This window comes from Pseudoalteromonas sp. Z1A8, assembly GCF_011378855.1.
In the GTDB taxonomy this organism is placed as follows: domain Bacteria; phylum Pseudomonadota; class Gammaproteobacteria; order Enterobacterales; family Alteromonadaceae; genus Pseudoalteromonas.
Window position 1 is genome coordinate 169,946 of record NZ_WTLB01000001.1, and the last position, 24,699, is coordinate 194,644.

Sequence of the window (24,699 nt, forward strand, 5' to 3'; positions counted from 1 at the left end):
TTCAGTTAAAGTGCTTTTTAAGCTTTGATTACCCAGTAAAGAAATCAAATACGTTACCAAGTGTTGATGATGAACTTTTATAAAATTCAGTAAAACTACATCGACTGCATGTCACAGCGGTGTACTTTTTATTTTGAACATCAAAAATTCTTGACCAAAAGCCACCCGAAACTCTTATTTCACCGGTATCAAATTCGTTATTATTACACTTAGAGCAAGACCAATTGTTATGTCTCATATTTCAACCTCCATATTATTTATGTACGGTATATTAAACACTTAAGGAACGTGTGTAGCAATTTTTTTAATAAACAAACCATAATTTAGCTCTTATATTGGTTAAGTTGGAATTTTGATAGATGTTTGGATGGCTTTTTAATAATTGCTTTTTATAATAATTAGTATGGGGGTCATACTAATTTCACTCAGGGATTACCTACTTGTTAGCTGTATATTGCGTTAACAACAAAAATTTTCGTAAGTCTCGCTCTTGTCTCATTACGTGCAAAATATATACTTTATCGTTATCTTTTTTGTAAAATATACGACAAGGATTCACGACCAGTTCAAGATAATTTAGGTTAGCTAACTCAATTGGTTTTTTACCTGATTCAGGAAAGAGTTCGAGACGTTCAACTTTTTCAAATATTTTGGAAACCAATTTTTTCGCTGACTGCAAATTGCTTAATGCGATATATTCAGCGATATCGTTAAGATCATCCAAAGCTGGATTAGTCCAAATTATTTCAGCCATTTATTCATTTTATCTTTAGCTTCAACATTCGACATGGTTTCACCACGACTTATTGCCTGCTCTCCTTTTGCAAGAGACTCAAGAATTTGCATACGCTTTTGCATAAATTCATAATCATCAACATCTACTAAGTATGCAGATGGTTGTCCATGTTCAGTTATCAACACAGGTTCTTTAGAGGAATGAAGTTCAGATAATATCTTCGTTGCTTGACGCTTCAATGTTGTTACTAGTTCTACTCTCATAATAATCCCCAAACAAATGTATCACTATAGTAGCACCGAGTAGCCAACTTGGGAAATACAACTAACGAGGCTGTATAACCAACAAAATCAATTAAAACGGGAGCACCTAAAGTCAACCCTGCTCATTTTTAAACTATTAGGTACTTCTCATTATATGCCTTTGTACAAATTGAAATACACACCACGTTACACTCTAAAAGCATAGCTATAGGTTGGATAAATGGCGGAGCCATGCCATCCGACAATTAATTTATGAATATAAATAAGCGATTATTACGTTGGCATAGCTTTGTCAGATGGTGTTCTCTTAAAAAACCAAAGCTTTATAAGATCTCTACCACCACGTATTCGTGAACTTTACCTGCAATTGTTAACGTAATTTCATCATCAATCTGTTTATTTAATAACTGCTTACCCATTGGTGCGCCGGGTGTTACAACGGCAATGGAATGCTGTTTAACGTTTACGGTTAAACCACCAGCGGCTGGGCCTAAATAAAACCATTTTTGCGCTGCGTTATCATCTTCTAAACACACCAGCGAGCCGATAGCTATTTTGTCGGTTGGTTTTTCGTTAAAAGCAGGCTCAAACAATTCTATGCTTTTATAGCAATCGTTTACGCGCTGGGCTTGGCCTTGTGCTAAATAAGCGGCTTCGAGCCCTAGGGTATCGTATTTATTTTCTGCTATGTTTTCTTCATGTGTGGCGGTGTCGTGCGCAGTTTTTGCCGCTACTTTTGCTGTTGTAAGCTGCGCTTCTAGTGCAAAACGAAGATGTTCGATAACGTGGGCTTTATTCATGGGGATTAATACAATACAGGCTGTAAAAAATAAGGCAGTTAGTTTAACATTTTTGCGGGACTTAAAACCATTGTTTTAAACCCCGCAAGGTTGGTTGGAGTATTAGCGGGGTTTTAATAAGCATTAAACAAGCAAAGAGTCGTTTATTGGTTGGTGCAGCTCTTTGCTTGTGCTTTATTTAAAACCTTATGGCATATCTAATAATGTTTGCGTGTGGGCATCTACTTTAACTTCGTAGTTTTTAGCGCTTAAACCCAATAGTTCTGGCAAGGTTGCCGCTATACAAATAGACGAAAACGTACCCACTACAATGCCGGTAAATAATGCAATAGCAAAGCCTTGCAGTGGTGCGCCTGCAAGTAGCCAAACGCTGGCAACCGTTGCAAGTGTGGTACCCGACGTTATTAAAGTGCGTGTTAACGTACTTTTAATCGCATTATTAATAATAGTCGCAGGGCTAAGTACATTATTTGATTGAACACGTAAAAGCTCGCGCACTCTATCTCCCACTATTATTGAGTCGTTAAGTGAGTAACCAATAATAGCCAGTAAGCTGGCCAGTACAGTTAGGTTAAACTCAATTTGTAATAGTGAAAATAACCCAAGTACGAGTATCAAATCGTGCACTAGCGCAACCACAGAGCCAACAGCTAAGCGCCATTCAAAGCGAACTGCAAGGTAAAGCATTACCGCAATCATTGCAGTAAACATGGCTAAACAGCCTTGATCAAATAACTCATCGCCTACTTGTGATCCAATATAAGCCGATGATAATACCTGTGCGTTTATATCATCGTTTTGTGTAACGGCGCTTTGCCAATCAAGGCTATTAGCTGTTGTTGATGTAGTTGGCGCTTCTCTTAATTGAAAATGGCTATTACCTTGCGCGGTTAGCTCAAACTCACCGTTGTGATTTTTAGCAATAAACGATTGAAGCTCTTTTAGCTCAACACTTTGGCTGGTTGTAAACTCAGTTAAATAACCGCCGGTAAAATCCAGGCCGAAATTTAGCCCTTTTTGCGTAAGCGTAAATACCGATAGCAGCACTAAAATAGCACTTAAAAGCATACCCATAAAACGTAAACGTGTACCCTTTTCACCTTTCAAAAAAGTGTTAAGCATGTGCTTTTACTCCTGCTTTTTTACCCATTTTTAAATACAACGTTTGGCTTAATATTTTTGATACGTACACACCTGTAAATACAGACGTTAAAAGCCCCAGTGCGAGTGTAATGGCAAAACCTTTAACGGGCCCATAGCCTATGCCGTATAAAATAAGTGCGGTGATCATGGTGGTTATATTGGCATCAAATATTGTATTTGCGGCTTGTTTATACCCCTCTTGAATAGCCTGATATGGTGCACGGCCTTGGCGACGTTCTTCTTTAATGCGTTCAAATATTATTACGTTAGTGTCTACCGCCATACCTATGGTTAGCACCAGGCCTGCAATACCCGGAAGCGTTAACACAACCCCTGGTAATAATGACATTAAGCCCACAAGCGACGTTAAATTTAATATAAGTGCTACATTTGCAATAAGGCCTAAACGGCGATACCAAAGCGCCATAAATGCAAGCGTAATACCCATACCTAACATAAGCGCGGCTAAGCCATTACTTATGTTTTCGCTGCCAAGGCTTGGCCCTATTGTTTGTTCGTGCACAATTGTAACGGGCGCGGTAAGCGAGCCTGCACGGAGTAACAATGCCAGATCGGCTGCCGCTTGTTGGCTTTTCATATTGGTAATACTAAAACGCGAACTTAAATGCTGAGCAATATTAGCAACATTAATAACTTCGCTTTTTTTAACTACTTCGCCTTTAGCGTTTTGAGAATACTCAGAGTAAACCGTCGCCATTGGCTTACCAATATTGGCTTTTGAAAACGTCGACATTGCATCGCCGCCTTGGCCGTCTAGGCTAAGTTGAACAAGTGGTTTACCCCAATCGTCGCGGCCTATGTTTGCATTATTAATATGGTCCCCTGTAAAAATTGGCACAGGATCGAGCTTTATCGTTCCGCCCGATTGCATATTAAATGTTTGTCCGCCTATTTCTTTTAATTGATAAAAACCAAGCGATGCAGTTGCACCAATAATACGTTTTGCTTCGGTTGGATCTTGCACACCTGGTAGCTCTATACGAATGCGATGTTTGCCTTGTTGCTGTGTTACCGCTTCGGTAATACCTAACTCTTCAATACGTGAACGAAGAGTTGTAAGGGTTTGCCCCATTACTTCTTTATCAAACGCACTGCGGCCTTGCTCTGAATAACTAAATTTGGCAGTTTTAACGCTGCCGTTATTGCTTGTTACAACGGCTAAATTAGCAAAGCGGCTTTGTAGCTCTTCAATAACAGGGGTTAACTTGTCGGTTGCATTAGGCAATGCGTTTATTTCAAACCCGTGCTGAGTTTGCTGCGCTTTTACGCCATGTGCTTTTTGTTTAATAATGATTGATTTAGCTTGTTGATACGCACTAACTAATTGCTCATCAACGGCTTTGTCTAAATCTACGTCTAGTACAAATAACACACCGCCATTTAAATCAAGGCCCAGCTTTATTGGTGATAAACCAAAATCTTGTAACCATGTAGGGCTGGTTGCATGCTCAACAATTTTTACTTGCGTGTTTGGGTATTGCGCTTTTATAGCCGCTTGCGCCTGAGCGCTTTTAGTTGGCTCGTTTAAAAGTACATTAATAGTTGATTGTTTATCTACGCCCTGCTCAACCTCTAACCCTTGGTTATTTAAAAAGGTAACTAGGGTTTTAGTGCTCGGTAAAGATTGTGTTTCGCTGTGCGGAGCAGTACTGATGTGCAACCACGATTTATTTGGATATAGGTTTGGTAATGCGCTAATAGCTAATAATACCAATACTATTAGCATGGCTATATAGCTTAATTTGAACTTAGCCGTAGACGGCTTTTTATCTTTTTTAAAACTTAACATGTTTAATCCTTACTATCAGCCATTAGCTGATAACGTACTTTTTAAAAGCACAATTAATCTGCAGGCTAAAACTTTAAAAGTTAAAACCTAATAAAATTAAATAAGGAAAATTAAGCGTGGTAGGTAGTTACGGCAGTGTAGAGTAAGTTAACGTCTTTCCAGCCACTCAAGCGCGACTTTTTACTATTAGTAACAAACGTGTACCAAGGCTGTATAGGATTAACAGCGCGTGGTTTTAAAAATATATGCCTAACAAGGTTTTGAGCAAAAAATTCAAAAACAACATCGTATTCAGACTCACTTTGAACAGTGTGCAAAAACAATGATGAATTATTGGCAGTTAACCGTGGTTGGTGCGCGTCAAAATCGGTTTGATGCGTTTTTTTATGCTGCGTAGTATCTACAGACTTAGTAATAGGCTGTATCTTAGTTAAATCGCCAATATCAGTAAGCGAAACCTGCGTACTAACAGTAATATTTAAATTTTGTGAGGCGTCCATAGCATTGCTTTGCACACTAAAAAGTGCAGCAAGTAGCAAAAAGGCAGTTAAAAACACTCTAAATTTAAACATTCACGTTTTAAAACTAAAATAAGGGATGCGTAGTATATAAGGGCTAGTATTTGAAATACAATAGCCCTTAGCTATTTACTATCTAATTTAATTTTACTGAGACTTTTAATGCGCCCCAGACAAAGCAGTGAAAAACGACCAGACGCGATGAATTTACGCCAAAGTGTAAAAACACTGTGGCCCTACCTTACAAAATTTAAAGGCCGTGTTTTTATTGCACTTATGGCGCTTATAGGCGCAAAAGGTGCCACGCTTTTAATGCCTTGGGCACTTAAAGAAATAATAGACTCGGTTGATAAGTCGATTAACCCACTGCTAGTTATTCCCGCTTTATTGTTATTGATGTACGGCGCGCTGCGTTTTGCTAGCGTGTTTTTAGGTGAAATAAGAGATGCTGTATTTTCGCGCGTAACCGAGCACGCCATGCGTGATATTGGTTTAAAAGTATTTAAGCATTTGCACTCGCTTGAGCTGGCTTTTCATTTAGACAGGCAAACTGGCGGTATTAGCCGCGATATAGAACGCGGTACTAGCGGGTTAAGTTTTTTAATGCGTTTTTTAATGTTTAACATTGTGCCTACTTTGTTTGAAATACTGACCGTTGCGATTATTTTTGGCACGTTGTTTTCTGTTTGGTTTGCGCTTATTACATTACTGGCCGTCGCTATTTATATTACTTTTACTGTGGTGGTTACTCAGTGGCGAAACCGCTTTATTAGAGAAGCAAATGCTGCCGACAATCAAAGTAATACCCGCGCCATAGACAGCCTACTTAATTATGAAACTGTAAAATATTTTAATAATGAGCAGTTTGAAGCAAAAACATACGACACCTTTTTAGCAAACTGGGAAAAAGCCCGTTTAAAAAATAGAATGTCCTTGCTCGCCCTTAACTCAGGCCAAGCGCTTATTATTGCTTGTGCTATTACCGCGTTAATGTGGTTGGGCTCAACCGAGGTAGTTGCGGGTACACTCTCTATTGGTGAACTTGTGATGATTAACGCATATATGATTCAGCTATTTTTACCGCTTAACTTTTTAGGTTTTGTGTACCGCGAAATAAGACGCGCACTAACCGACCTTGAAAATATGCTTGGGCTACTTAACAAAAAACCACAAATAACCGATGCACTTAATGCAAAAGAGCTCAATATTAGCCAAGGTGAAATAACATTTAATAATGTAAGTTTTAGTTACGATGCGCATCGCCCTATTCTTAATAACCTTAGCTTTAGTGTTAAAGCAGGCAGCAAAGTAGCCATTGTTGGAGCCAGTGGAGCTGGTAAAAGCTCATTAGCCCGACTGCTTTATCGTTTTTATGACGTAAGCGGTGGTGTAATTAGTATTGATAATCAAGCAATAAATTCAGTAACACTTAATAGTTTACGAAAAGCCATTGCAATAGTCCCGCAAGATACTGTGCTATTTAATACCACTATTCGTGAAAATATTGCTTACGGTAGACCATCAGCAAGCAATGCAGAAATTGATGAAGCGATTGCTATGGCGCATTTAAAAGACTTTATAGCAACTCTTGATAAAGGCGATAAAACACTGGTTGGCGAACGTGGTTTAAAAGTATCCGGCGGCGAAAAACAGCGTATTGCTATTGCGCGCGCTATTTTGAAAAAGTCCCCTATTTTAATTTTTGATGAAGCGACTTCTGCTCTCGACTCTCATTCTGAGCAAGCAATACTCGCAGCAATGCGTGAAGTGGCCAGTAACCATACGAGTATTGTTATTGCTCATCGCCTTTCTACTATTACCGATGCAGACACCATTATTGTGCTCAAAGCCGGACAAATTATTGAGCAAGGTAAGCACGATGAGTTACTTACTCTCGCCGGAGAATACGCCCGTATGTGGGAGCTTCAGCATAAAAAATAAGGGATAGTAGGCGTGAGTTTACCTCGCGCTTTTTGAGCCAATTTAAACAAGCGCGGCATAAAGCCGCGCCTACAAATAAATTTAAGCCCCAGCCCACGAATACATCTAAACATTGCTGTTAAAGCGTAGGCGTGAGTTTACCTCGCGCTTTTTGAGCCAATTTAAACAATCGCGGCATAAAGCCGCGCCTACAGATAAATTAAAGCCCCAGTCCATGAATACATCTAAGCATCGCTATTAACCGTAGGCGTGAGTTTACCTCGCGCTTTTTGAGCCAATTTAAACAAGCGCGGCATAAAGCCCCGCCTACAGATAAATTTAAGCCCCAGCCCACGAATACATCTAAGCATCGCTATTAACTGTCGGCTGGAGTTTACCTCGCGCTTTTAAGCTAACTTAAACAAGCGTGGCATAAAGCCCCGCCTACACATAAATTTAAGCCCCAGCCCACGAATACATCTAAGCATCGCTATTAACTGTCGGCTGGAGTTTACCTCGCGCTTTTAAGCTAACTTAAACAAGCGCGGCATAAAGCCCCGCCTACACATAAATTTAAGCCTCAGCCCACGAATAAATCGAAACACCAAGCTAAAGCGTAGGAGCGAGTTTACCTCGTGCTTTTAAGCTAATTTAAACAAGCGCGGCTTAAAGCCACGCCTACACATAAATTTAAGCCCCGGCCCACGAATACATCTAAGCATCGCTATTAACTGTAGGCGTGAGTTTACCTCGCGCTTTTAATCTTGCTCTTCTTGCTTAATCTAAGCTTTATCGAGCGCTGTGGTGATTCACCTCAAAAGGTTTGTTTGTCTGATTAATATCAATAACAATCGATAAGTTAAATATTCGTAACAATAAAATGATTCGCACCTATTTGAATCAAAAAAGCTCCTCAGGGGAACATAATGAAAAAGAGTTTAATTGCCGCAGCATTAGCTGCCACATTTATTACCGGTTGTTCAGAGCCGCAAACAACAAAAACAGACGAGCAACAACCTAAAGTAGCCACAGCAACAGTGGCAGAAAAAGCAGAATTAGGTAGTTTTGGTGTTGATTTAACAGCCCGTAACGAAGCCGTTAAACCAGGCGATGACTTTTTTATGTATGCCAGTGGCACATGGTATGACAACTACGAAATGCCTGCAGATAAAACTCGCTACGGTGCATTTTCAGGGTTAGCTGAGCGAAGCGAAGGCGATGTTAAAGCTATTATTGAAGAAATAGCAGCACGTAAAGATTTAAATGCAGAAGAAAAACTCGTTGCTGATTTTTACAATGCGTATATGGATACCGAAACGCTTAATAAACTAGGTGTAGAGCCTATCAAGCCATTGTTAAGTGAAATTAGTGATATAGCGTCAACTGACGATTTAGCTGAAATGTTTGGAAAGTCTTGGTTAACCGGTAATAAAGCCCCTTTTGGTGGCGGCATGTGGTTTAACCGCTTAGACCCTAATAAATATGAAATGTCACTCGGTGCTGGTGGTTTAGGCCTCCCCGATCGCTCTTACTACCTTGAAGACGCTGAGCGCTTTATTAAAACGCGTGCAGCCTATGTTGCCCACATTGCCGATATGCTTGAATTTACAGGCACTGAAAATACCACTGAGCGTGCTCAAGCAATTGTTGATCTTGAAACTAAGATTGCACAAGGTCATTGGCCTCGTGAAAAACGTCGTAATCGCGATTTAACCCTAAACCAAGTTGAACGTGCCGATTTAAGCACTGCTTATCCTGGCTTTAACTGGGATTTATACTTTGCACAAACAGGTTATAAAGTACCTCAGTTAAATGTGTCTCAGCCTGAGCCAATAAAAGCGATGATTGAGCTAATCAATCAAGAAGATATTGCAGTATGGAAAGACTACTTAACGTATCACGCTATTAGCGGTAACGCGGGTTTACTATCAGAGGACGTATTTAATACTAACTTTGCTTTTTTTGGTAAAGAACTAAACGGACAACAAGAACCTCGCCCTCGCTGGAAACGTGCAATAAGCGAAATGTCGGGTACGACCTCTCTTGGTTTTGCTATTGGTAAAATATACGTAGCGCGTTACTTCCCTGAATCATCAAAACAACAAATGTCTGAGCTGGTTGAAAACCTACGTACAGCCCTGGGTGAACGTATTGATAACCTAGAATGGATGGGCGATGACACTAAAGTAAATGCGCGCGCTAAGCTTGCTGCATTTGTACCAAAAATTGGTTACCCCGATGTTTGGCAGTCTTATGACGGTTTAAGTATTACCAAAAACGATTTAATCAGTAATGTGAAAAACATGCGTGAGTTTTTCCACGCAGAAAGTGTTGAAAAAGAGCTACAAAAAACAGATCGTAACCGCTGGGGCATGACGCCACAACGCGTAAACGCTTACTACAACAGCTCATTTAATGAGATTGTATTTCCGGCTGCGATATTACAACCGCCGTTTTTCGATCCAAATGCCGATCCAGCTGTAAACTATGGCGGTATTGGCGCTGTAATTGGTCACGAAATGGGTCATGGGTTTGATGACCAAGGTTCAAAATCAGACGAAAACGGGGTGCAACGTAACTGGTGGACTGATGCTGATCGCGCTGCATTTGACAAAAAAGCCGATCAACTGGCCGAGCAGTACAGTAAATACGAGCCAATCGAAGGTAACTTTGTTAATGGTCGTAACAGCCTTGGTGAAAACATTGGTGATGTGGGTGGTTTGTCGATGGCTTATCATGCTTACAAGCTAAGTTTAAATGGTAAAGAAGCGCCTGTTATAGACGGTGTGACTGGCGATCAACGTTTCTTCCTTGCGTGGGCACAAGTATGGAAAGAAAAACGTACTGAACAAAGCATGCTTAACCAACTTCGTGGTGGCACACATGCACCAGGTCGCTTTAGAGCACAAGCGCCACGTAACCACGATGCATGGTACAAAGCGTTTGATGTAAAACCAGGCGATGCGTTATACCTTCCTGAAGATGAACGTGTACGTATTTGGTAAGTAAAATGGGGCTTTAGTTAGTCTCGTTTAATTTTATTACCCTTTAGGCAACTCATTAAATGAGTTGCCTTTTTATTGGGTCAAATTTGCTCTGAAAACCACCTTCAAGTCCCCCCTTAAAATCCCTTAATAAAATGCACTTTAGATGGCTTTTAAACACGACAGTTTTAATCAGCTTTAATACTTACTAGCCCTTGAATGCATTTACCTTTAGAATACGCACTATAATTTTATTCTATTATTTACATATATTAAGGCGAAACGCAGATGGGAAGAGCTTACCAAAACAAAAAAGATTCAATGGCTAAGACTGCGGGTGCTAAAACTAAAGTTTATTCTAAGTACGGCAAAGAAATTTATATTTGTGCTAAAAACGGCGGTGTAGACCCAGATGGTAACTTATCATTACGTCGTTTAATTGAACGCGCTAAAAAAGACCAAGTTCCAGCACACGTTATTGACCGCGCAATAGACAAAGCAAAAGGTGGCGGCGGCGAAGACTACTCAGCAACACGTTACGAAGGTTACGGCCCAGGTAACTGTATGATTATTGTTGACTGTTTAACTGACAACAACAAACGTACCTTTGCTGATGTACGTGTTTGTTTTACCAAAGCAAATGCTAAAATTGGCGCTCAAAACTCTGTTTCACATTTATTTGATCACCTTGCTATTTTTGTATTTGACGGTGATGACGACGAAGCAGTACTTGAAGCGCTTATGATGGCTGATGTTGATGTAACTGACGTAGAAGTAGATGACGGTAAAGTCACTGTTTTTGCTCCTCACACAGAGTATAACAATACACGTACAGCGCTTGAAGAAATGGGCGTGACTGAATTTGACGAAGACCTAATTAGCTTTGTGCCACAAATTGAAACGCCAATTGAAGGCGAAGACGTTGAAGTTATGGAACGCTTTTTAGCAATGTTAGAAGATTGCGACGACGTACAAAACGTTTACCATAACGCGCAATTCTAAAGAACAATTTAGTAAGTTAGAACGATTTTAAGCCAACAGCTATGTTGGCTTTTTTATTTTTAGAACGTGGTATAAATATATGAATTCCCTTGAAGAGCTTAAAAGTGGCAAGCTTGTTGGTGCTACTCGCCTGCAATTAGTAGAAGAGCTAACCACATTTCCTGAAGAAATTTTTAGCTTAGCTAACACGCTTGAAGTGCTCGATTTATCAAATAATAAATTATCAACACTACCTGATGAATTTGCCTGTTTAACACGCCTTAAGCGAGTATTTTTATCGTTTAATCAGTTTAAGCATATTCCTGCGGTTTTAGCTAAGTGCCCTGCTCTGATAATGGTTGCATTTAAGGGCTGTAAAATAACTGAGTTTAGTGATTATTGTTTACCAAAAAATATTGAATGGCTCATACTCACCGACAACAACATTACTGAGCTGCCTCAAACCTTTGGCCAATTTACACAGCTTAAAAAGCTCGCACTTGCGGGCAATCAACTTAAGCAACTGCCAAGTAGCATGGCGCAGTGTAAAAACCTTGAGCTTGTTAGGCTCTCTGCTAATAACTTAACACACGTAGACGACTGGCTTTTTGAACTGCCTAAACTTGCTTGGCTGGCGTTTGCCGGTAACGATTTTAATAAAGCTCAGTGCCTTACAAAGTGCAGCTTAGAAAATAAACCTCTTAACGATTACACTCTTAGCCATGTTATTGGTCAAGGTGCATCGGGCGTTATTCATTTAGCAAAAGCGGCTGATAACGCTGTAGCGATTAAGTTATTCAAGGGCGCAATTACCAGCGACGGCTACCCGCTTGATGAAGTAAATTGCTGCTTACAAGCAGGCGATCATGCTAATTTAATTAAGGTGCTTGCTTATATTGAACAAAGTGATCAGCTAGGTTTAGTGATGGAACTAATAGATAAAAGATTCGCTAATTTAGGCCTGCCTCCAAGCCTCGAAACCTGCACGCGTGATACCTTTAACAATGATTGCCATTACTCAACTCAGGCTATTTTAAAAATTGCACAGCAAATGGTAAGTACCTTACATCACTTGCATGTTTTTAAAGTAAGTCACGGCGACATTTATGCGCATAACACTATGGTTAACCAAGACCATGATGTTTTGTTTGGTGATTTTGGTGCTGCTACTAATTTAGCAATGCTCAGTGAGTATCAACAAAAGCAGTTAGAGCTTATAGAAGTAAGAGCCTTGGGCTGTTTAATTGAAGACTTATTAGGCACGGTAACCGGCGATGACAGGCAAAGTGAGCTGTTTGATAAAATGTCCGATATGGCAAAACGTGCGATGCAACCTTTATTAAATCAAAGGCCTATATTTACTGAGTTATTAGAAGGGCTAAATATATGACTCAGTATTAATTAAGTAAATTCTAAAAGGGGGCAATGTATAACGCGTTGCTCCCTTTTAGTTTATATTGTGTATTTATTCGAACTTCGAATTTATTTAGCGCGTTTAAACGGGTAAACCTGCTGTTTAAGCATACCTACCGGCATGTAATCCCCAACTACACCGTATGCTTCTGGCCACTCTTTTTGGCCTTTAACAGCAGTACCAAACGCGTAATCTAAAAACGAAAAATGCGCAGCATAATTGCGGTCAATCGCGGCTTTATCTGATGCATGATGCCAATGATGAAACTGCGGTGTAACCATAAAATATTTTAGCCAACCAAATCTAACGCGTACATTTGCATGGTTAAATACCGCTTGTAAGCCTACAATAATGACGTACAAACTAATTATTTGCTGTGAAAAACCAAGTACAAATATAGGCGTGAGCACTAAACTACGTGTTATAAAAATTTCAAAAATATGTTGGCGAGAGCCCGCTAACCAATCCATTTCTTTGGCGCTGTGATGTACGCCATGAAAACGCCATAATAAAGGAACTTCGTGATAAGCACGATGCACCCAATATTGCATTAAATCGGCCACGAGTATAATTAAAAATAACTGCACTACAAATGGTGTTTGCTCTATATAACCTTGAATAGTCGATGATACAGCCCAGCCAAAGCCGTAGTGCACAAAGTGGTTAGTAACGAGTAATACAAAACCAATAATTAAATGATTTACAAAAAAGTGGTTTAAATCACCCCGCCATTCGCTACGTAATATTTTTTGCTCTTTACGATGTGGTAGTAGCTTTTCAATCACGATAAATATGAGCGTTGAGCCGAGTAAATCTAAAATAAACCAATCGAGCCCTATGTAAGGTGTGTCGCTGGCAAACTCGTTTACCTCAACGTTTGGTCCGCCAAACATAATAGCCAATATAATAAAAAACCACGCTGTAGCTCCTAAGCGTTTATTGGTATTACGTACAAAGTTAAGTAGCCCTAAACTGCCCGAGACCAATAATGATGCGAACATAAGTTGGCGTAAAAAGTCGACGCTGTAGCTTTTTCTCAGCTCCGGTGTGGTTAAGTATTCAGGAAAATGAAAAGCTAGTACGCCTAAGCAACTTAGTATTGCTAAAAAGCAGGCTATGTAGCCACTTATGTTGCCCTCACCTATTTGTAGATGATTTGTGCGAAATATCTTTCGTGATAAAGCTTTGATCATTGTTATTATTCCTTGCTTCGTTGAGCTGATTGAGCACAACAAAATTTCCATTGGTTTACACGCCTTTATATTAACAAAATTTAGAGTATAAAAAATACACTTAATTAACCACCTCCTTTCTAAGTGTAAATATTCCTATAGCACATACGCAAAAAAGCCACGCAATGCGTGGCTTGGTTGGATAAAGCTAAACTTTTACAGAGTCAATTATAAGTACTGACCTAATGCTTTTACTTGGTCTAACATGCGGTTTGAGAAACCCCATTCGTTGTCGTACCAAGCCATTACTTTAACTAAATTGCCATCGGCTTTAGTTTGCGTAGCATCAAAGATAGATGACGCAGGGTTATGGTTAAAGTCGATAGAAACAAGCGGAAGCTCATTATATTGTAAAATATCTTTCATTGAACCCGTTGACGCTTCTTTCATGATTGCATTGATTTCTTCTGCAGTCGTGTCGCGTTTGGTGATAAACGTAAAATCAACTAAAGATACGTTGATTGTTGGTACACGTACCGACATACCGTCTAATTTACCAGCAAGTTCTGGTAATACTAAACCAACAGCTGCCGCAGCACCTGTTTTAGTTGGGATCATAGATTGAGTTGCACTACGAGCACGGTATAGATCAGGGTGGTATACGTCAGATAAATTTTGATCATTCGTATAAGAATGAATCGTTGTCATGCTACCTTTTTCAATACCTACTGTGTCGTTAATTGCTTTTGCAAGCGGTGCTAAACAGTTAGTAGTACAAGAAGCATTAGAGATGATGTGGCTATCAGCGTTAATTACATCACTGTTTACACCATGAACCACTGTTGCATCCATATCTTTACCTGGAGCAGAAACGATTACTTTTTTAGCGCCTGCAGTAATATGTTTAGCTGCATCTTCGCGTTTAGTGAAAAAACCAGTACATTCTAAAACGATATCTACGTTTAGTGCTTTCCACGGTAAATTTGCAGGGTCACGCTCTTGCGTTAACGTAATTACGTCATCGTCAATTAACATAGTGTTATTTTCAAGTGTTACTTTTTTAGAAAATTGACCATGAACTGAGTCATACTGCGTTAAATGTGCATTAACGTTAGCAGGTGCTAAATCGTTAATTGCTACAATTTTAATTTCGCTGTTTTGAGCTGACTCATAAAGTGCACGTAAAACATTTCTACCGATACGGCCGTAACCGTTAATTGCTACATTAATCATTTTAGACTCCTATTTAAGTTCACTTGCTTGGCGAGCAAGCGCTTCAATTGCTTGCCAGTCTTTATTTTCAATTAGTTGTTTATCTAGCATCCACGTACCACCAACACATATAACGTTATTAAGCGCTAAATAATTAGGTGCGGTTGCTAAGCTAATGCCGCCAGTTGGGCAAAAAGTAATGTGTGGTAATGGGCCACCGATTGATTTGAGCATAGCCGTTCCACCTGCAGCTTCTGCTGGGAAGAATTTTAAATACTTAAAACCGTGCGACGCAAGTTGCATAACTTCACTTGCAGTTGCAGCGCCTGGTAAAAATGGTATATCTGATGTTTTAGCCAAAGCAATAAGCTCATCGCTCACACCTGGACTCACCATAAAATCTGCACCAGCGGCAACCGAAAGATCAAAACTTGCTTTATCTACTACCGTACCAGTACCTATATAGGCTTCAGGTACTTCTGCTTTCATTAGCTTTATAGCTTCTGCAGCAATAGGTGTACGTAGTGTTATTTCTAAGGCTTTTAAGCCACCGTTATATAACGCTCTTGCAAGTGGTGCTGCATCTTCTAATTTTTCGATTACAACCACTGGCACTACAGGTGCCGATGCTAAGATTTTTTCAATACTCATTACTTGTTCCTCATTACCCAGTATGGCTAATATTTATTCAAGTCCAAAAGCACTCGCGCCTAAATCGGCACTGCTTACGATGTTTCTAAATCCAGTAAATAATTCTCTGCCTGTACCAAATGTGGCACTTGGTTGGCTAAGTTCTGCTTCACGTTTTGCAAGTTCTTCGTCGCTAACGTGTACTTTTAATATTCCGTTTGGCGCATCAAGCGTCACTAAATCACCTTCTCGGATTTTAGCAATAATGCCGCCTTCTACAGCTTCAGGTGCTAAGTGAATAGCAGCTGGTACTTTACCTGATGCACCCGACATACGGCCATCAGTAACAATGGCTACTTTAAAGCCTTCATCTTGAAGCGTTGCCATTACTGGCGTTAACTTATGTAGCTCTGGCATACCTTTCGCTTTAGGGCCTTGCTCTTTTAGCACGGCAATAAAGTCTTGGTTTAATTCGCCACGCGTGTATGCATCTTGCAGAGCACCTTGCGAGCTAAATACTTTTGCAGGAGCAGTAACAACCTGATGCTCAATAGCAACCGCTGACACTTTAATAACGGCTTTACCTAAGTTACCTGTTAGAAGTTGCAGACCACCTTGCTTACTAAAAGGGTTACTCACTGGGCGAAGTACTTCTTCATCGTGTGAGTTTGCTGGGCAATCTACCCATTTAACTTTAGTTGGGCCAGTTGAGTTACTCATAATAAGGCTATCGTCTTTATCCAAACGAGGCTCTGTCATGTAAGGTGCTAAACCATCACCTAGCATTGTTTTAACGTCTGTGTGTAAATAACCGGCGCTTGCTAGTTCACGCATTAAGAAACCCATACCGCCCGCTGCTTGGAAGTGGTTTACATCAGCTGAACCATTAGGGTAAATACGTGTAAGCAGTGGTACAACTTCTGATAAATCAGACATGTCTTTCCACGTAACCTGAATGCCCGCCGCTTTTGCTATCGCAACAATATGAATTGCATGGTTAGTAGAACCACCTGTAGAAAGCAGGCCTACTAAGCCGTTTATGATCGTTTTTTCGCTGATCACATCAGCTAAACATGGGCTTTCTTTATCATCGGTAAGCTGCTTAAGCATAGTTTCTACAGCATTACCTGTAAGACCATCGCGAAGCTCAGTGTAAGGATTAATAAACGAGCTACCAGGAAGGTGTAAGCCCATTATTTCCATTAACATTTGATTTGAGTTTGCAGTACCGTAGAACGTACAAGTACCTGCGCTGTGATAAGACGCGCTTTCAGCTTCTAATAAGTCTTCACGGCTTACTAAACCTTGTGCAAATTTTTGACGAATACGTGCTTTTTCTTTATTAGGAATACCTGACTGCATTGGGCCTGCTGGTAAAAAGAACACAGGTAAATGACCAAACGACAATGCACCAATTAATAAACCCGGGACTATTTTGTCACAAACACCTAAACAAAAAACGCCATCAAACACATCGTGCGAAAGAGAAATTGCCGTAGACATAGCAATTACATCACGAGAAAAAAGCGAAAGTTCCATGCCGTCACGCCCTTGCGTAACACCATCACACATTGCAGGAACGCCACCAGCAACTTGTGCTGTAGCATCGAATTTGGTAGCAATGTCTTTAATTAAATCTGGGTAATCTTTGTATGGCACATGAGCCGAAAGCATATCGTTATATGAGTTGATAATAGCAAGATTTGGCTGCTCATCAGCCTTTAAGCGCGCTTTGTCATCACTGCTACAAGCAGCCATAACATGGGCTATATTTCCGCAACCTAAACCGGCACGAACTCTTGTTTGTTTTTTTGCGTGCGAAATACGTTCTAAATAATCTTGACGGGTATTTTTACTGCGTTCGATAACGCGCTGGGTAACTTCTTGAATACGAGGATGTAACATAATTTAACTCATCTCTATTAGTTAGAGGATAAAGGCTCAGTAGCAACTACAGACTCCACGTAAATAACTGTACTGAGCATCTTTGATTTACCCGTTCAAAGGTACGCTACCAGGGAGCCTCTCACAACAACCCTGACACCGGTGTCACTGTATTAACGCATAGCAATGACACCGGTGTCAACCCCAGGTAACAAAAATAGTTTAATATTTTAACATGACCGAATAATGACCTATTTGATTTTTAGGCACAAAGTATATTTTAGCAAGTTTAGAGCAAAAAAAAGCCCGAATAAGCGTCACTCATATTCGGGCTACTGTGAAAGTGTTTTTAACTCACTATTTTATCGCAGAGGTAGACTCACGTGTAATTAAGCGCGATTCAAGCGTTACCTGGTATGGTTGTTCTTGAGGCTGAGCTATATGAGATATAAGCTGTGTTACGGCTTGTTTTGTCATTTCCTCAACGGGCTGTGCAATAGTCGTTAAACCAGGCCAAATATGACGCGCAATAGGTGCGTTATCAAAGCCCGCAATAGAAATATCATCAGGTACTTTAAGTTGGCGCTGGGTAGCTAATTTTAATACCGCTGCCGCCATGTAATCGTTTGATGCAAATACAGCTGTTGGCCTAGGTGATAAGTCTAAAATACTGCGCGCGCTGTCGACACCTGAGTGATAACTAAAGTTACCCTCCTCTACTAAGCGCTCATCAAATTCTATTCCATGGCTTGCAAGTGAACGCCTGTAGCCTTTAAAACGCTGTTGCGTCGCACTATGATCTGGATGACCTTTAATAAACGCTATAGATTTATGCCCAAGACTAATTAAATGCTCCGTAATTTCAAATGCGCCTTGCTCATCGTTGCTACGCACAGAAATTGAGTCATCTTGAAGTAAAGCCGATGCAACTCTTGCGTAAGGAATTTTTTTAGATTTTAAAAAAGAAACGAGTTCAGCAAAATCACCAAAAGGAGGTGTTAATACAATGCCATCTAATCGAGAAGTCTGTAGTAATTGCTCAATATTATTAATAAGGGCTTCACCACGAAACTCACAAGGGTGTATCAATAAGTTATAGTTATTTTCTTTACATGCTTCTAAAGCGCCCGTTTGCACCCGAGTGATGTAACTTTTACTGGGATTATCGTAAAGACAACCAATAATAAAGCTACGATTTTGTGCAAGGCCACGCGCAATAGGATTAGGTGTGTAATCAAGTTCTTTAAATACCGCGAGTACCTTTTCTCGGGTAGCGGCACTTACATTTGGCTCATTATTTAAAACACGCGAAACGGTTTTTTTAGAAACCCCAGCATGGCTTGCTACACTATTTATGGTTACTTTTTTCATCTATCCATTATCCAAATACAACCAATAAGGCCTAAGCCCTATTTGCTATTGTGTAAACACGCAGCAGCGCCAATAAGCGGTATATTGTCTTGTGTTACAAGTGTTACAGGGATTTGCCCTGCGTACTGCGACATAATACCTTTTTGCGAAAATCGTTCAACAAAACGACTCTCTAGAAGTCTTGCTTGCATACGAGGCAGTATTCCACCGCCGATAAATAATCCGCCTAAAGCACCGTAAACAACGGCTAAATCGCCGGCAACACTGCCAATCCAATCACAAAATTGGTTAAGCGTTGCATCACAAACAGTACATTCACCGCTATTTGCTAGACTACTTATTTGTGCCGCGTCTAAATTCTTAGCTGTTACACCCTTAACTGCAGCCATGGCCTTGTACAAATGCGCAATACCAGGGCCTGAAAATACTGTTTCGATAGAAACATGCGGATGATCTTTACGTAACTCATTTAATAATAAAGTATCGAGCTCATTAACAGGTGCAAGCGATATATGCCCTCCTTCTGAACTTAAAACAGCGGTAGATTGCGACGTTCTAACTAAACACGCTGCACCAAAACCAGTACCTGGACCTATAACACCAATGTTTGCATTGTCATCAGCTTGACCCGATTTAACAATGACATTTTGTTTAGGATCTAAATACGGGGCGGCGTATGCAAAGGCAGCAAAATCGTTTATGACTTCTAGTTGTTGTAAATCAAAATGAGTTTTAAATTCACTGACACTAAAATGCCAACCTAAGTTAGTTAAATGCACTTGTCCGGCTTTGATTGGACCTGCAACGGCTAAACATGCGCGTTTAGGTGTAATATGCGGGACTGTTTGTAAATATTGCTCAAGCGCACTTTGAAGTGAGCCAAAATTAGCACTAGGAAAAATATTAATGTGCTCTATTACAAATTGGTTGGTGTGTTCATTAAAAGCAGTGATTAAAGCAAAGCGGGCATTAGTGCCGCCAACATCAGCAACTAAGATGGGATCAAATTGTGCAGAAGCGTTTGGGCTCATAGTATTATCTCTTTTGTTAAGCGACTCATGCTTATTATTTTACAATGGTGTACCATTGTTATTTATACTTTGAGCTATCACCTCAAAGTAGCTATCACAGTAAAAAAATGCTGCCTATAAAGATATAGACAGCGAATACGTTTTGACAACAAAATGATAAAACATTGATATTATGACACCGGTGTCAGCCGTTTATCAATTAAAATATACGTTAATTCACAAAAAGCTTGAAATTATTCATTAATAAACGAAAATGACACAATTATTTATCAAATTAATTAAGTTGTAACAATGAAAGGTAAAGCCACCTCATTTGATATTGCCCACTATGCAGGGGTATCTCAATCAACTGTATCTCGCGCTTTACGTAACAGCCATCTTGTTAATGAAGAAACACGTAAGCGTGTTTTTGATATAGCTAAAAAACTTAATTATAAAGTTGATAAAAATGCCAGTAACTTACGCACTCAGCAAAGTAGTACGCTTGCATTACTTTTATTTGAAGACCCCACTTCTGACGAATCACAAATTAACCCTTTCTTTTTAGCCATGCTTGGCAGCATTACCCGTGCTTGCGCTAAAGAAGGTTACGATTTATTAGTTTCATTTCAATCGGCCAGTGCTGATTGGCAAGCAGACTACGAAGATAGCCACAGAGCTGATGGTATTATTTTACTCGGTTATGGCGATTACATTGATTACCAACCAAAATTTAGCACCTTACTTGAACAAAATACGAAGTTTGTTTGTTGGGGTGCAACCGTTGATAACCGTCCCGATTTAACTGTTTGTTGTGACAACTACGGTGGCGGTAAGCTTGCCGCTGAGCACTTTATTGCTCACAGCAGAACTGATTGCGCTTTTATTGGTGATGCATCTGATCACAGCCCCGAATTTTTTAGTCGCTTTCAGGGGTTTAAAGACGAGCTATTGGCTAACAATGTTAATATAAACGAACGTAAAATGGCTAATGCTATATCCACCGAAGAATCTGGGTATCACGCCACTCGCTCGCTTATCGCTAATAATATTAAATTTAACGCCTTATTTGCCGCAAGCGACTTAATTGCTATTGGGGCTATACGTGCACTTAAAGAAGCAAATATTAACGTGCCTAAAGATGTAGCCGTAGTCGGCTTTGATAACATAGCCATTGCTAGTTATGTAAACCCACCGCTGACGACGATAGAGCAAAACACCACTGTTGCAGGGCAAATGCTCGTAGAGAACTTATTAAAACTGATACGTGGTGAAGAAGTACAAAGCACTCTATTACCTCCTATTTTGATTCCTAGAAAGTCGAGCTGAGCCTGCCTGATAAAATAAAGCAAAATTAATAAACCATTCTAATTGGCAGTTACAACTACTTAAATTTTATTCTCTATACTTTTATCTATTCATTTCACTTTTCGTTCTGATGTATTCCTATCTCACAAAATTCAAAATTTAAATATAAAAAAAGCCTCTAATGAGGCTTTTTGCTAAATACTTTTTTAACTCAGACTAATACCAATCCGCAATAATACTTAATCATTTTTCGGGGGCTAAACATGTCGCTATCTGTGTTAAAAAATTCTTATTTAGAACAACTAAATAGCAAATTTTTTGCCTAGCTATCAACACGTTTTTCCATCCTAAAAACAAATCACTTAATTAAGCGAATTGGTATAACAAGTTATTAAAAATCGTAAGACGCTGATAATTGAATTCTACGTGGTGATTGGTAAGACTCAGCTAAACCAAATGTAGCATTTCCATCGCCAGCAGCTATTTCTGCAGCTTCGTCGTAACGAGTTTCAGTAGCAGCATCAAATACGTTAAATACATCCATAGCTAAACGAACTTTCTGATCGTTAAAGCGAAGGTTATAAGTAAAGTTAAGATCTAAACGTGCTGTCCATGGTGTAGTACCCATGCTGCCACGAGGGAAACGTTTGTCACCTACATAGTAAGTATCACCGTAAACGTATTGATCAGGGTCTGGAGTATAACCTTGACCTAAAGCAGTCCAAGGACGACCAGATGCGATATTAACATTAGCACCAATTAAGAAGTCTTCTGTAACAGCAAAAGCACCATAAATTTTAATGTTATGACGACGATCTGCAGGTAAATTACCATTAGCACCATCCATTAAATAAGGGTAATCCCAATCTTGCGTAAGACCAGCATCATCTTGACCATTATCAGATTTAACAAAACCTTCGGTGTTACCGTAGTTGTGAGACCATGTGTATAGCGCTTTTAAAGACCAAACCTGATCCCATGTTTTCTCAAGTGTTAAATCAACTGATGCGTATTTACGCTTAGCTTCCGGGTAACCTAACTCTTGTGCAGTAAAGCTATATTCTTCAGTGGTGCCGTCACCATCAAGATCGAAATTGAAAGTAGCGCCATTACCCGGATTAAATAAGAACCAGTTCTCACCTAAATATTCACCATTTTCATCCTTAAAGATGTATGAGCCATCATCAATTTGATTACCTAAAACACGGTAAGTTGCCTTGATACCCCATGACCAATCATCATTAATTGCTGCTTGATAACCAATCATATACTCATCGTTATACATTGGTTCAAGATCTTTATCAGATAAGGTATTTGATGGTTTTGCAGTGCCGTCACCACCATTTATAATAGCAGAGTCACCTAGCTGTGTACCTAAACCTACAGGGGTACCGTCTGCATTTAATCCTTCATAGGCGTACCAAGTGTGTATATACGTTTCTGCACCAGCTAAACGGATATTAGTATTAGCCGCTACTGGTAGGTAATAACGACCAGCAGTGAAGAACAACTTACTATCACCATCGCCATTAATATCCCAAGAACCACCTAAGCGAGGAGCAATTTGGTTATCGATAGCAACAAATTCTTCGCCATCTGCATTGTAGTTAGTAAAGCTGTCATTACGAAGGCCTAGCGTCAGGGTAATGTCTTCTGTTACTGACCACTGATCTTCGATATAAATTGCCCAGTTTTCAACTTCGAATTCGCCACCACTTTTATAATCACGTACACGTGTTGTTTTCATATCTGCAGGTAAGACATAGCCATTAGGTAACCTGCCACCTTCTTCATATGTTCTGTAGTAGTAGTAAACGCCACCAGAGTTTTGTGTTGTTGAATTCGCTGTATTAGTTTCTGAATCATAGCCAAATTTTAACGTATGCTCATCGTTTAGGTAGTAATCAAAGTCAACGCGTAATTGCTCACGTTTATCTTCATTTTCACCAACGCTAAAGTTAACATAGCACGTAGTATCCTCACCTAAATCAGCATCTATGCCCGTAGGGCAATCATCAAAATCTGAATAATCCGTTTCTGAAAATTTAACTTCACCATACATTGCTGACATACTTAAATCATCAGTAAGATTACCTGTATAGCGAAGAGCAAAACTTTCTCCGCCTCGCTTATGAAAAGCTGTACCGCCATCTTCAGTATAATTACCATTTCCTTCAGGATCTGAAATTGTTTTTTCTGAATAAGTACGCTTATCACTGAAACCCCAAAGCATTAATTGGTGATCTTCGTTAATATTCCAATCAAAACGAGCTAGGTAATATGGGTCATCATCTTTTTCAACTGCTAAATCTGTTTGAGATGCATTACCGTATTCGTGGTCATTATCTCTTGCAGTATAAATACCATAGAAGAATAATGTATCTTCAACTATCGCACCTGAAGCATAAATACTTGTTTCAAATGAATTGTCGTAGTCGTCTTGGTTATTAACATATAAATCACCAATACAATGCCCGTCTGCATCTTCACAACGATCATTTTGTTTGTAAAGTGAGTTAGGAGCTTGCTCACTTAACGAGTCAGATGAATAAATCGTTTCAACACCAAAGTGAAAATCATTAGAACCAGATTTAGTAACTGATGAGATTAATCCACCGGTAGTACGCCCGAACTCTGCAGAATAACCACCCGTTTTAACTTGGAAGCTGTCGTACGCGGTGAATGGGATTGTTGCACCACCAAGGCCATTACGGAAGTTAGTCATATTTAGACCATTCACGTAATAAGCATTTTCAGCTACAGAAGCACCACCAAATGAAGCTTGGTCGCCAAAACGACTGTCCCCTTCAGTTGCGCCAGGCGCAAGCAATGCGACTGAAGTTACTGAGCGAGATATTGGTAGTAGCGCTAATTCTTCAGAACTAATATTTAATGAAGACTCTGAAACAGATACGTCTATTGCACGAATAGAGCCACCTACAACAGCAATTCTTTCGATATTACCTGTAGTTAGTGGAATTTGAATGAGAGCTGTTTTACCTACCCCTATAACAACATCTTTAACTTGGGCTTGGTCAAAACCAGATTGAGAAACTGTAATGTCGTACTTACCAACAGGTACTTGCTTGAGATCAAACTCACCATTTGCATCAGCAGTTAATGTTTTTGAATAGCCTTTAGTACTGTCCGTTATTGTAATTGTTGCTCCAGATAATGAAACACCTGACTGAGCTGTTAAGCTACCTTTAATAGCACCGTTAACGTTATCCGCCATTGCTGGCATTGCAGCACTTAGTGTCATAGCAACTGCAGCAGCAGTGAATGAGCGCTTAAATGTCTTAGTAAAATTATGGTTCATCTTGATTTATCCCTAGATAATTAGATTATTATTTTTTATATATTACGTCATTTAACTTTACATAAAACCTACTTATATAAAGCAATTAACATCTCTTAATCTATAAGAGAAACAAATTAATAACACAATAAAAACGAACTTACCAACTAAATGCGACAGCAATTAACAGAAAAACCATCAATAAAAACAATAAATTAACATAAAAACATGGATAAAACCAAAAA

19 protein-coding genes are annotated in these 24,699 nt (G+C 39.6%); 5 read left to right on the forward strand and 14 right to left on the reverse strand.

The annotated features are described in order from the left end of the window. Positions 1 to 28 precede the first annotated feature (28 nt). The 7 genes from GQR55_RS00675 to GQR55_RS00705 form a co-directional block, all read right to left on the reverse strand. Positions 29 to 238, reverse strand: a complete 210-nt coding sequence (locus GQR55_RS00675; protein WP_076916369.1) for a zinc ribbon domain-containing protein — start codon at positions 236 to 238, stop codon at positions 29 to 31. A 198-nt stretch (positions 239 to 436) separates the two neighbouring features. Continuing rightward, entirely contained in the window at positions 437 to 754 is a 318-nt protein-coding gene (locus GQR55_RS00680; RefSeq protein WP_024592928.1) for a type II toxin-antitoxin system RelE/ParE family toxin, read from the reverse strand. Beyond that, positions 742 to 999: a type II toxin-antitoxin system Phd/YefM family antitoxin gene (locus GQR55_RS00685; protein WP_010555056.1), complete on the reverse strand. Its 258-nt coding sequence runs from the start codon at positions 997 to 999 to the stop codon at positions 742 to 744. The genes GQR55_RS00680 and GQR55_RS00685 overlap by 13 nt, the downstream gene beginning before the upstream one ends. A 323-nt stretch (positions 1,000 to 1,322) precedes the next feature. Then, positions 1,323 to 1,799 (reverse strand): GreA/GreB family elongation factor, encoded by a 477-nt coding sequence (locus GQR55_RS00690; protein ID WP_166419075.1) that lies wholly within the window; start codon positions 1,797 to 1,799, stop codon positions 1,323 to 1,325. 186 nt (positions 1,800 to 1,985) lie between these two features. Continuing rightward, positions 1,986 to 2,921, reverse strand: coding sequence for a protein translocase subunit SecF (gene secF, locus GQR55_RS00695; RefSeq protein WP_166419076.1), 936 nt, complete (start codon positions 2,919 to 2,921; stop codon positions 1,986 to 1,988). Further along, the gene (secD, locus tag GQR55_RS00700) at positions 2,914 to 4,752 is read right to left on the reverse strand and encodes a protein translocase subunit SecD (protein WP_166419077.1); all 1,839 of its coding nucleotides are present in this window, start codon (positions 4,750 to 4,752) and stop codon (positions 2,914 to 2,916) included. Before secD ends, secF begins: the two co-directional genes overlap by 8 nt. A 110-nt stretch (positions 4,753 to 4,862) precedes the next feature. Then, positions 4,863 to 5,324, reverse strand: coding sequence for a hypothetical protein (locus GQR55_RS00705; RefSeq protein ID WP_166419078.1), 462 nt, complete (start codon positions 5,322 to 5,324; stop codon positions 4,863 to 4,865). Between the two features lie 108 nt (positions 5,325 to 5,432). Between GQR55_RS00705 and GQR55_RS00710 the strand changes: the two genes are divergently transcribed. The 4 genes from GQR55_RS00710 (at position 5,433) to GQR55_RS00725 (ending at position 12,545) form a co-directional block, all read left to right on the forward strand. Further along, positions 5,433 to 7,211 (forward strand): ABC transporter ATP-binding protein/permease, encoded by a 1,779-nt coding sequence (locus GQR55_RS00710; RefSeq protein WP_166419079.1) that lies wholly within the window; start codon positions 5,433 to 5,435, stop codon positions 7,209 to 7,211. A gap of 905 nt (positions 7,212 to 8,116) precedes the next feature. Further along, entirely contained in the window at positions 8,117 to 10,195 is a 2,079-nt protein-coding gene (locus GQR55_RS00715) for a M13 family metallopeptidase (protein WP_166419080.1), read from the forward strand. A gap of 267 nt (positions 10,196 to 10,462) precedes the next feature. Beyond that, the gene (locus GQR55_RS00720; RefSeq protein WP_010555049.1) at positions 10,463 to 11,176 is read left to right on the forward strand and encodes a YebC/PmpR family DNA-binding transcriptional regulator; all 714 of its coding nucleotides are present in this window, start codon (positions 10,463 to 10,465) and stop codon (positions 11,174 to 11,176) included. Between the two features lie 79 nt (positions 11,177 to 11,255). After that, positions 11,256 to 12,545 carry a leucine-rich repeat-containing protein kinase family protein gene (locus GQR55_RS00725; RefSeq protein WP_166419081.1) on the forward strand — a complete coding sequence of 430 codons (1,290 nt, stop codon included), beginning with the start codon at positions 11,256 to 11,258 and terminating at the stop codon, positions 12,543 to 12,545. Between the two features lie 92 nt (positions 12,546 to 12,637). On the opposite strand, the gene GQR55_RS00730 is transcribed toward GQR55_RS00725, so the two are convergent. From GQR55_RS00730 to glk, 6 genes are all read right to left on the reverse strand, one after another. Then, positions 12,638 to 13,762: a sterol desaturase family protein gene (locus GQR55_RS00730; protein WP_166419082.1), complete on the reverse strand. Its 1,125-nt coding sequence runs from the start codon at positions 13,760 to 13,762 to the stop codon at positions 12,638 to 12,640. A 207-nt stretch (positions 13,763 to 13,969) separates the two neighbouring features. Continuing rightward, complete coding sequence (gap, locus tag GQR55_RS00735; protein WP_166419083.1) at positions 13,970 to 14,974, reverse strand: type I glyceraldehyde-3-phosphate dehydrogenase; 1,005 nt, start codon at positions 14,972 to 14,974, stop codon at positions 13,970 to 13,972. Between the two features lie 9 nt (positions 14,975 to 14,983). Beyond that, entirely contained in the window at positions 14,984 to 15,604 is a 621-nt protein-coding gene (eda, locus tag GQR55_RS00740; RefSeq protein WP_165740597.1) for a bifunctional 4-hydroxy-2-oxoglutarate aldolase/2-dehydro-3-deoxy-phosphogluconate aldolase, read from the reverse strand. A gap of 33 nt (positions 15,605 to 15,637) precedes the next feature. Then, positions 15,638 to 17,488, reverse strand: a complete 1,851-nt coding sequence (edd, locus tag GQR55_RS00745) for a phosphogluconate dehydratase (RefSeq protein ID WP_165740596.1) — start codon at positions 17,486 to 17,488, stop codon at positions 15,638 to 15,640. Between the two features lie 336 nt (positions 17,489 to 17,824). Continuing rightward, positions 17,825 to 18,838, reverse strand: a complete 1,014-nt coding sequence (locus tag GQR55_RS00750; protein ID WP_165740595.1) for a LacI family DNA-binding transcriptional regulator — start codon at positions 18,836 to 18,838, stop codon at positions 17,825 to 17,827. Between the two features lie 38 nt (positions 18,839 to 18,876). Continuing rightward, positions 18,877 to 19,869, reverse strand: coding sequence for a glucokinase (glk, locus tag GQR55_RS00755; protein WP_165740594.1), 993 nt, complete (start codon positions 19,867 to 19,869; stop codon positions 18,877 to 18,879). A 291-nt stretch (positions 19,870 to 20,160) separates the two neighbouring features. Between glk and GQR55_RS00760 the strand changes: the two genes are divergently transcribed. Then, positions 20,161 to 21,177, forward strand: a complete 1,017-nt coding sequence (locus GQR55_RS00760) for a LacI family DNA-binding transcriptional regulator (protein ID WP_166419084.1) — start codon at positions 20,161 to 20,163, stop codon at positions 21,175 to 21,177. 370 nt (positions 21,178 to 21,547) lie between these two features. Here GQR55_RS00760 and GQR55_RS00765 read toward each other — a convergent pair whose 3' ends face one another. Next, positions 21,548 to 24,475: a TonB-dependent receptor gene (locus tag GQR55_RS00765; RefSeq protein ID WP_166419085.1), complete on the reverse strand. Its 2,928-nt coding sequence runs from the start codon at positions 24,473 to 24,475 to the stop codon at positions 21,548 to 21,550. Positions 24,476 to 24,699 lie beyond the last annotated feature (224 nt).